This window comes from Flexibacter flexilis DSM 6793 (genome assembly GCF_900112255.1).
GTDB classification, from domain to species: Bacteria; Bacteroidota; Bacteroidia; order Cytophagales; family Flexibacteraceae; genus Flexibacter; species Flexibacter flexilis.
Window position 1 is genome coordinate 16,239 of record NZ_FOLE01000011.1, and the last position, 10,704, is coordinate 26,942.

At 41.3% G+C, this 10,704-nt stretch carries 7 protein-coding genes; 3 read left to right on the forward strand and 4 right to left on the reverse strand.

The window, feature by feature from the left end; translation table 11 throughout:
• Positions 1-85: 85 nt before the first annotated feature.
• The 4 genes from BM090_RS15590 to BM090_RS15605 form a co-directional block, all read right to left on the reverse strand.
• On the reverse strand, positions 86-3,169 hold the full coding sequence (locus tag BM090_RS15590) for a T9SS type A sorting domain-containing protein (RefSeq protein WP_091515564.1): 3,084 nt from the start codon (positions 3,167-3,169) through the stop codon (positions 86-88).
• A 240-nt stretch (positions 3,170-3,409) separates the two neighbouring features.
• Positions 3,410-5,005 (reverse strand): oleate hydratase, encoded by a 1,596-nt coding sequence (locus tag BM090_RS15595; protein WP_091515567.1) that lies wholly within the window; start codon positions 5,003-5,005, stop codon positions 3,410-3,412.
• Between the two features lie 77 nt (positions 5,006-5,082).
• The gene (locus BM090_RS15600; protein WP_091515570.1) at positions 5,083-5,955 is read right to left on the reverse strand and encodes a helix-turn-helix domain-containing protein; all 873 of its coding nucleotides are present in this window, start codon (positions 5,953-5,955) and stop codon (positions 5,083-5,085) included.
• A gap of 126 nt (positions 5,956-6,081) precedes the next feature.
• Positions 6,082-7,524: a glycoside hydrolase family 30 protein gene (locus tag BM090_RS15605; RefSeq protein ID WP_091515573.1), complete on the reverse strand. Its 1,443-nt coding sequence runs from the start codon at positions 7,522-7,524 to the stop codon at positions 6,082-6,084.
• Between the two features lie 271 nt (positions 7,525-7,795).
• Here BM090_RS15605 and BM090_RS15610 point away from each other — a divergent pair, with 271 nt between their 5' ends.
• The 3 genes from BM090_RS15610 (at position 7,796) to murI (ending at position 10,664) form a co-directional block, all read left to right on the forward strand.
• Positions 7,796-8,731, forward strand: coding sequence for a hypothetical protein (locus BM090_RS15610; RefSeq protein WP_091515576.1), 936 nt, complete (start codon positions 7,796-7,798; stop codon positions 8,729-8,731).
• 30 nt (positions 8,732-8,761) lie between these two features.
• Complete coding sequence (locus tag BM090_RS15615; protein WP_091515580.1) at positions 8,762-9,703, forward strand: hypothetical protein; 942 nt, start codon at positions 8,762-8,764, stop codon at positions 9,701-9,703.
• A gap of 145 nt (positions 9,704-9,848) precedes the next feature.
• Positions 9,849-10,664, forward strand: coding sequence for a glutamate racemase (murI, locus tag BM090_RS15620; protein WP_091515581.1), 816 nt, complete (start codon positions 9,849-9,851; stop codon positions 10,662-10,664).
• The last annotated feature ends 40 nt before the right edge of the window (positions 10,665-10,704 follow it).

Sequence of the window (10,704 nt, forward strand, 5' to 3'; positions counted from 1 at the left end):
TTACGTTTATTTGTTCCCCAAAATACAAAAATCCTCTCACAGCCCGAAAGCCATAAGAGGATTTTGCTATTCAAAATAATAAAATTTACTCAATAATAATTTTTTCGGTTCTTGCTTCTCCCTGATGGTTGAAATGCAAGAAATACACACCCTTAGGCCAATGACTTGCCTCTATTTGACCCGAAACGCCTTGCCAAACAATTTGACCCAACGTATTGGTAATATGTGCTTCAGTATTTGCGTCTGCGTTGCCTACTTGGAATGTAAACAAACCTTTAGCAGGGTTCGGATAAATATTTACGGGCTCTTTTGTGCCACTCACCCAGCGTGTAGCCGTATAGGAAATCTTCCCGTCGTTGTCGGTTTGGCGCAGACGATAATAAGCCGCTTGTGAGTTGCGCAGTGTGTAGCTATATTCTTTGGTTTGGCGGCTGTTGCCTGCACCTTCCACAAATCCGATGTGCTGGAAAATGTTTCCGTCAAAACTTTGCTCAATACCAAATCCTTTGTTGTGAGTTTCGGAAGCTGTAGCCCACGTAAGTTGAATTAAGTCAGTGTTTTTACGTAAAGCCGAAAAGCGCGAAAGCGTAACAGGCAAAAGACTTTGGTCGCCAACCGTCCAAGGAGAAAAGGCCGTTACGCCAGTCAGTGTTACGTAATCTACTGCCGCATCTGTCCAAACACCGCCTTTATCTTCCCACATGCTCAAGCCATCATAACGATATAAATGCAAGTTGCTGCTGGCCGAAAGTGAACCTAATTCCGTAGTAGCAAATTCTATTTTCATGGTAGAATTAGAAGGCGTACCCGTTATTTCATATACTTTATTGATAGAACCAGTTGGTGCATAATGGTAACGGTCTATACTTACCGTACCTGCATCAGTGAGCGAAATGCCCAAACCTGCCACTTCTGTAAGTGTTCCGTCCGTACTACGGCTGCTGGCACGCACATAACCGCCTTTGTTGGATTGGCTCAAGCCCGAAGTATTATCTACTACCAAATAGTTGCTAGCACGATTTTCTGATAATAGGCCTGTAGTGGACAAATCAAGGTTATAGCTATTGAGATCTAAACTGCCTGCCGTGAGCAATGCCGAGTTGGCAACCGTAATGCTGTTACTAAGTTTAGCACCTGCACTATTGTTCACTGTAAAATTAGCGGCAGAAATGCCCGTTGGGTTGTTTATTGTTTGTAACGAAGTACCATTAAACTCATAACTTGCGCCAGCAGTAAACGTATTAGTGCCTGTCATGGCTACCGCTCCAATACCATTTGCGTGTGCTGTTTTTAATGTTGCACCTGCGCCAAGCGTAAAGTTAGCATCTCCAGCTAATCCATAAGTTCCCATCTCAAAAGTACCGCTACTGACAGTAAAGTTACTTGTTACGCCATTGTTGTTAATCGTTTTATTAGCACCTAACGTAAGTGTAGTTGCAGTGCTGTTCATACCTGCCGTTGCCAAATTAATAGTTCCAGTACCCGTTAGATATGCCGTAGTACCTGTAATAAGTAATGCGCCAGAAGAAGTTGCTTGTGTGAGAGTACCTGCATTATTAATTCCATTACGGAATGTTTTGGCTGCACTATTGGCCAAAGTAATCGACCCTGTAGAAGCAACTTCCAATAATCCATTAATTACAGTCGCGTTTCCAGCTCCAACGTTGCCCGCATTCTGCGATACCCTAAAAACAGGAATATCAGAAGTATTAGAAGTAGAAAAATAAGTGATGCCGTTAGAACTAAATTGCGAAGCAGTATTCCAATCAAAAATCCCACCGTCGGCATAGACTACTTTCGTATTGGTCGAAGTTCCTGCTAATTTTTGGGCAATATTACTTCCACCTCCTGACGTATAACGCACAATACCACCTGTATTTACAATAACAGTTCCTGTAAAAGTAATATTATCTACATTAGAGCCAGCTACTTCTACTATACCGCCGCTATTAACCGTTAGATCTGTGCCTGCGCCGTTTGCAATCGTAATCGTATTGGCGTTTGCATTCAATGTAAGTGTTCCCTCTACAGAGAGTTGGTCGAATGAAGTTGCTGCGGTAATAGAAATATTATGCCCCGATTGAATGGTAATCGTGTTAGCCGCAGAAGTAGGGGCTAAAGTAGCTGTAATCCAGCTTATACCGTCCGCAGAGCTTTCCCAGTTGCTCGCGGTAGCCCAAGTGCCTGTTTGTCGGCTACGGAAATAGTCGGTTGTATTGCTGTTACAAGCTCCATTTTGTGTAATGGTAAATGCAGCACTGGCCGTACCTGTAACCGCAGGATTAGAGGAAACTACACGTACTTTGTAGCCTGTTCCCGTAAGTGTACCTGCTGGAACACTAATAGTAATGTCTGGTACTGTGTTACTTGTGCTACTCACCGAAGCAGTTGCCAAAGGTGTAGCAAAACTACCCGAAGCATCCGAAAGTTGTGCTGTGTAAGTGTTACCACTCGTAAATGTACCTGTTGACGTTACGCCTGTAACCGTGATATTTTGGACATCCGTACAATTGGCCAATGTTACGTTGCTTGGAGTGCTCGATGCTCCAATACTATTACTTCCTCCACAAAGTACAGCCGTCGAGAGGGAGTTGCGCGGCGAAGGTGTAGCTGTCGAAAAATCTGAAGAGTTATTGTTAGAATCTGTACAGCCATTCGCAGCCCTAAAAATGGCCGTCGTAACACTTGGTGCAGGAGCAACTGCGGTTTCGTAGCTATTGGCAGTACCAAATCCCACAAAATCAATTATTGTAGCACCTCCCACAGGATTTGACCCAGAAAGTGCTGTAGTTGAATTTGTTAATGCTACTTTACCTGTAGTAGCATTTATATTGATGCTAGTGCTGGTAAAATCAGGAGAAGGTAATGCAGCTCCTGTTCCAGCATTTCCCAATTTTATTAAAAAATATCCTCCCGCTGGAATACTTCCAGAAAATGACCCTACTGTCCAACTCGTACCTGTTGCACTTGCATATTGTACTGCCCAGTTGGTAAGCGTGGCGGTTGTTGCGCCAGAATTATGCAGCTCTACATAATCATTTTGATATGTTGCACCACCACTTCCGCCGCCGCCATATACTTGGCTAATCACTACTTGGGCTTGAGTTTGGGCAGAGGCAAGCAAGGCCAACAACCCGAAAAAGATGTTGCGTAATTTTTGTGAGAACATGGATATAAGTTTTAAGTAAAATGCTTTATAAGCATTTTATTGTTAATAATGTTATGAAAATAATAGTATTAAAACAATATTGATTGTATAGAGACAGAAGGCACCAAAAATGGCCGTGAATATAGTAAATAATAATTACTTAATCTTCATGACACATTTTCATAAAACAAAAGTAAACCCTTGCAACAATTAAGCTACAAGGGTTTACTTTTATACTATGAGGTTAGGTAATAGATAAAATTAATGGCGGTAGGCCGTATGTACGGCCTTGGCCAGCACATCAGGGCGTTTTTGGTAGGGCGTAACGGGGCAAACCTCTTTGTCCAGCCCCAAAAGCGTATAAACCGCCAAGCGTGCGGCACGCACCGAATACTCTTCCGTGAAAACCATATCGTCGGCGATTTCGACAAACTGACTAATCATGGCCAAATTCGTAGAACCAACTGGCACAACCGCAGGGCGATCGGCTTTGGCGCGTGGCTGAAACAGCGCATCAATGTAAGGCAACATCACGGGTATAACATTAATTACACTTTCTTTGATTGCTTGCTCATGCTCTTGGAAATGCAAATGCCCAATCAGTTCGGTCAGGATTTCTTCTCCCGTACAGTCTATCATGCGTTTTTTGACAAAATCGCCCACCTTGTCGGGATACAGGCCATAACCCCAAAAAACGGTTGTGTTGCTGCCCTGCGCCTTGAAGTGCGGTTGCGCGGCTACCACAATCGACATACGCCACGAAGAATCTTTGAACGTCATCAATGCGCCGCTACCAGGTTTGTTGCCCGAATATTCCTCCAAAAGTTGTAGCATTTTATCACCCCAAAAAGTAGCCGTAAACGAATACCATTTGGTCTCGTCGGGTTTGCTGAAAAACGGCAACGGATTCCCCAAACGATTTGGCTTTTTGTCGGCTATTTTCTTCCACAACAAAAACGAAGGCGGATTTTCGGGCAAATAATGTGCTGGCGTTTTATAGTCGCCGTTGCTGGTATTATCTGTAATACAGCCATTTGTAAAAAATACTAAATCCGTTTCGGCTACACGAATCACTTCGGTTTGGCCGTCGGCGTTTTGGCATTCTATGCCCGTTACGGTGATGTTGTCGGTGTCGGCAAACTGCAAATCCGTAACCGTTTTGCGCAGCGAATAACCTACCTGATGTTTGTCTAAAAACGATTTGAGCGGCAAAATCACCGATTCATATTGGTTGTACGGCGTGCGGGTTACGCCTTCGAGCGTGTCGATGCGCGAAAACTCCAAAATCATGCGGTGCATATAGCGTTTGAACTCAAACAGACTCGACCATTCTTGCCACGCAAACGTAGTTTGCCACATATACCAAAAATTGGTTGTGAAAAATTGTTCGCCGAACCAGTCGCGAATCGTCATGTTATCGAGCGTATTTTCGTCTGTGAAAAAGAGTTTGAGTAATTGAAGGCGGTCGTCATTACTAAAACCCATGTCGTGCGCGTGCAAAATGTTACTGTCTTTGTCGATGAGTCGGGCTTTGGCGTAAGTCGGGTTGGCGTGGTCGAATGCCAATATTTCATCTTTTACAGAAATATTCGGTATGTCCAGCGACGGAATACGGCTGGTTAAATCCCAAAAATTTTCATAGGTTTCTTCGTTGAGCATACGCCCGCCCCGACAAACAAAACCATCTTGTTTTTTGCCCGAACCGTCGTTGCTGCCGCCCAAAATCGGGAGAGCTTCGATAATGTGAATGTTTTCGCCTTTAAAGCCGCCCTCTTCGAGCAGATACACCGCACCCGCCAAAGAGGCCAAGCCGCCGCCAATAAAGTAGGCTTTTCTATTTTCGTTTGTTGAGCTCATACGCTTTGTGTTGTTTTAGATAATAACAAAGGTACCCGACAGGCTCAAACTAATTGTTTGCCCAAATTCCGTAAAATTTAGCGCAAAGTCGGTTGCTTTTCGCGGTACTGTTGCGGAGAATGCTGGGTGTGTTTTTTGAAAAAACGGCTAAACGTCGCCACCGAACTAAAGTTGAGTTCATAGGCAATGTCCGAAATGTTCAGGTGTTTTTTGTTCAATAAAAAACACGCTTCTTTCAGTAGGGCTTCGTCTATGATTTGGCTGGGCGTTTTGCCTGCGTTTTTGCGTACAATTTCGATGAGATATTTACTTGAAATACAAAGTGTTTCGGCATAAAATAACACGTCTTTGTGGTGGCGTGCCTGCGTTTTGACCAGCTCCACAAACCGAAAATAAAGGTCTTTGGTTGCGCTTTTGGTCTGAAGTTGCTTTTGCGGCGACTGCTGAAATAGTTCTGCCGTTTCCAGCAACAAATAATAAATGATTGTCCGTACGATTTCGTCTTTGTAAACGCTGGTTTCTTGCGTTTTTTGCTCCAGATATTGCAAAAGTTTGAGGCATTTTTCGCTTTCGGTGGCGCGGCTCTCGATGAGGCTATACGAACGATTTTGTAACAAAAAAATATCTTCCAACACCAACGCATTGGGCATTAGGAAGTTTTTGTCAAAAAAAAGCAACTTCATGCGAAAATCTTTGCTGAAAGCCAAAAAATGAATAATCGTGGACGGGGCGGCCACCATCATTCCGTTTTGGCCGATGCTACACAGGCGGTTATCAATTTCTACCTCTATTTGGCCTTGCGAGCAAATGCACAAAGAGTAATAGTCCATGCGAAACGGTGCGGCGGGAAAGTCGGTGAGCTGATTGCCCGTAGAAATATAATAGGGCTGCCGACACTCTACCCCAAAGTAAGAGAGCGTATCTTGTATTCGGTCGAAAGGTTGATTCATTAAAGCAGTGTTTTGAGAAAGCAATTTGTATTTAATTAATTTCTCAAAAGTAATACAGGAATACAAAACCTGCGTTCTGCGGGCTTTATATTCCTGTATTTTGGGTATTAAATTTTGATTAAAAGACTAATAAACAAGTGTTTGAATCGCGTGTGCAGGGATGTTGAGGGTTACACGTTGCGCACCAACTATCAAATTGTATTTTACTTCTTTGTCTGTCTCGTTCATGACCACCGTCGAAACCTGTCCGTTTTTGTTTTGGAACGACACACTTTGCAGGTTGCTGCGGCTCACCGCCGAGCTTACGCGCTTGGCTTCGGGCTGTACGAATTTCGAGAAATGGCCAATGTAATAGTACATCGGTGTATAAATCAACTGGCCAGTTTTGGTGTCGGCGTGAATCGGCGCAAAGCAAAAATTGCCAACGTGGTTAGGACCGCCTTTTTCGTCGAGCAAAATATTCCAGTCTGTCCAACCTACTGTTCCGTTGTTGAAATCGTGCAAAATATTGCGGCCATAATGTTCGCCATTGTCCCAAAGTTGGTAGCCTTCTTGCTTGAAACTTTCCTTGCAACCTTCCGTAAAGAACAGATTTACATTCGGATACGCTTCGTGTACGGCTTTGGTGTTATCGAACATTTCCGTTCCGCCCGACCAAGTTTCGTACCAGTGAAAGCCCATACCCCAAACGTATTTGAACGCGTCGGGGTCAGAGAAAATCACGTCGGCGCGTTGTTTCATCATGTCGCGGTTATGATCCCAAACAATGATTTTTTTGTCCTGAAAGTTTTTGGTAATCGTTGGCCCCAAGTATTTTTTCAAGAAATCGCGTTCGGCTTCTGCCGTAAAAATACACGACTCCCAAGTTTGCGTGGCCATTGGTTCGTTCTGAATCGTCATGGCCCAAACAGGGATTCCTTCTTTCTCGTACGATTGAATGAATTTTACAAAATAATCCGCCCAAGTTTGGTAATATTCGGGAAGGAGCTTTCCGCCGCGCAACATATTGTTGTTGTCTTTCATATAAGCAGGTGGACTCCAAGGGCTTACAAACATTTTCATCGGATTGCTGGCCACCTTGAGAGCTTGCTTAATCATCGGGATACGATATTTTTTATCGTGCGCGATGTTAAAAGTGCTTAGTGTTTTGTCTCCTTCTTTCACGTAAGAATAACTCCCGCTACTAAAATCGCAGCTGTTGATATGGGTACGCATAATGGAATAACCAATGCCTTTTTCGGCATCGTAATAGGCACTTAGCAACTCTTTTTGCTTGTCTGCGGACAGTTTGGCAAAAGTTTCGGCACTGGCATCGGTGATAGCACCGCCAATTCCGACGATATTTTGGAACTGAATCGAGGGTTCCACAAATACAGAAACTTCTGTTTCTAAGGGCTGTTCTGATTTGGTAAAGGCCAAATCTGCCGTTTTACTTAATTTTAAATTGGTGTTTTTGGCAGTAGTATAAACGCTTATTTTTTTACCATCTGCTAAATAATGTGTGTTGGGTTGTGCGCTCAATGTTCCCCATGACAACAGTATCGCTGCTGCTATTGTAGCTTTTGTCATTCTTGATTTTGGTAAATTGGTTTGACATTTTAAGTAATTGATACAATCGGTATTACTTGAGCATGTTTTTTATAGGGCAGCCGCGAGGCATTGAGTACAAGCAGGTTATTGATAACAATGCTTTGCACACCGCCAAGAGCCGCAGCAAATATACAACTTAGGCACTGATTGCCAAATTTTTGGGTTACGCCGCGTTTTATTGGAAATAAATCCTAAAAATTTGATATTTGAACACTTTCTTATGAATGTTATTCTTTATTAAAGCTACCTAATGGCTATTTCTTTAGATAAAACAACTTGCCCTCACTGCGGCAATACGCTTACTTTCAATCCAGAAACGCAAAATTTGGGTTGTGAGTTGTGCAATCAAGTATCTGATATTCAGGAAGAATATGTTGAGAATATAAAATATCATGTTATCCCATTTCAATTGTCAAAAAGACAAGTAGAGAATTTGTTTTATGACTGGCTTGTCAATGACAAAAACACCATTCCTATTGATATTCTCGAAAAAACAACGATTAATTTTATACATGGTCAATATTTGCCTACATGGACATTTCAGGTATTTCATGAAAATGAACTTAAAAAACATCAAGCATTGAGTTATGCTGGGGAAACGCAAAGTATTGAACCTAATGTTTTACGTGTCTTAGATTATATCAACATCAAGCCTGAACTCATTATACCTTACGAAGAAAAATACAGTATGGGTTTTGATATAGCTCCTCTGGTGCAGAACAAAGAAACTGCTTGGCAGAATTATATTAAGTGTCAAGGGGCTATGGGTGTACACCGACGTTTAGAAAGCGAAATGATTTTTTGTTATATGCCTGTTTGGGCAGTAAAATATACTTACGAAAACCAAGAATATGTTGTTTTTATAGATGGCGTTTCTGGAATAGCCAAGAAAGGAATAGCTCCTGTTGACCAACTGGTAATTAACGAAAGAAAAAGGATAAAAAAGGTAAAGATTAGCTTTTATACTTTCGCCCTAAGTTTTTTACTCTTCGCTTGTATGCTTATATCCGAACGTGCCAAAGTTACGAGTGTTACTATTTTACCAATTCTTTTGATAACTATATTATTATCAATTATTTACCTGCTATACAATGTGATTATGTCAATATTTATTCAAGGCAGAATACAGCTTCGATATGTCAAAGTCCAGAAGGAATTTGCATTGCGTTTGGCCGAGAAAAAATAATATTATTCATTTCTATTCAAATTAAAATCAATGATTATTCCATTAGACAAAACAACTTGCCCTAACTGCGGCAACAAACTTACTTTCAATCCCGAAACACAAAGTTTAGGTTGTGAGTTGTGCAATCAAGTATCTGATATTCAGGAAGAATATATTGAAAATATAAAATACAATATCATTCCATTTCAACTCTCTAAAAAACAAATAGAGAATTTGTTTTATGACTGGCTTGTCAATAACAACAATACAATTCCTGTTGATATTCTCGAAAAAACAACGATTAATTTTATTCATGGTCAATATTTGCCCACATGGACATTTCAGGTATTTCATGAAGAAGAACTTAAAAAATATCATGAATTGACCTATGCTGGCGACACGCAAAGTATTGAACCGAATGCTTTACGTGTCTTAGATTATATCAAGGTCAAGCCTGCGCTCATTATACCTTACGAAGAAAAATACAGTATGGGTTTTGATATATCTGCTCTGGTGCAGAGCAAAGAAACCGCTTGGCAGAATTATATTAAGCGTCTAGGGGCTATGGGCGTATATCGACGTTTAGAAAGCGAAATGGATTTTTGTTATGTACCCATTTGGACAGTAAAATATACTTATGAAAATAAGGAGTATATTGTTTGTATAGACGGAATTACGGGAAGAAAAAAGAAAGGAATAGCCCCTGTCGAACAACTGGTAATTGACAGAAAAAAAAGCCTAAAAAAGGCAAATATTAGTCTTTGGGTTTTTACGTTAAGTTTTTTACTCTTCGCTTATATGCTTATATCAGAACGTATTAAAATAATAGATGGCTTCACTCTGACAATCTTTTTTGGAACGATGTTTGGGTCATTTTTTTATATGATATACAATGTATTTATGTTGTTATTTATCAAAACAAAATTTAGAATCGGAATGCGACGCGACAAAGTCTTGAAGGAATTTTCGTTGCGCTTGGCCGAGAAAAAATAATATCTTTCATTTCTATTCAAATTAAAATCAATGACTATTTCTTTATAAAAACCGACTTCCCGCAACTATCGCCGCCAAATATTATTCTCTTCTTGTTCATTAGGATAGTATCCGTACTTTTGCGCCTGTTTATCTTTTTTGATTTATGGAAAATACGGCTAATCAGCCCATTGGCATATTTGATAGCGGCATTGGCGGGCTTACGGTTGCCCACGCCATTACGCAAGTTCTTCCCCTCGAAAATATTATTTATTTCGGCGATACGGCGCATTTGCCCTACGGCGACAAATCCACCGCAGCGATACAGGCCTATTCGGTCAAAATCTGCGATATGTTGCTCAAACAGAAGGTAAAAGCCATCGTTATTGCTTGTAATTCGGCTTCGGCTGCCGCCTACGAGTTGGTGCGCGAATACGTGGGCAGCAAAGCAAAAGTCCTGAATGTGATAGACCCTACTATTCGGTACATGGGGCAGCATTATGCAGGCCAGCGCGTGGGACTTATTGGCACGAAACAGACGGTTTTTTCTAATATTTACCGAAAAAAAACCGATGAGTTAGACCGCGACATTACGCTTTGTTCGTTGGCTACGCCGCTGCTCGCGCCCATGATTGAAGAAGGTTTTTTCAATCATAACATTAGTCAAAACATTATCAACGAATATCTTTCTTCGCCTGTGTTGGCCGATATTCAAGCCCTGATTTTGGCTTGTACGCATTATCCGCTTATCAAACACGACATCGAGTCGTATTACAAAGAAAATGTACAAGTGCTTGATTCTTCGCTTATTGTGGCCGAATCTTTACAAAATTTATTAGCAGAAAATAATTTGTTGCGCACTGAAAATCCGCAACCAACCAAACGTTTTTATGTATCGGATTACACAGAATCGTTTGAACACTCAACCAAATATTTTTTCCAAGAAGAAGTGCAATTGGAGCATTATCCACTTTGGGAATAAATTCTTTTGTCAAAAAAAACAACGCATTACCAAAACTTTA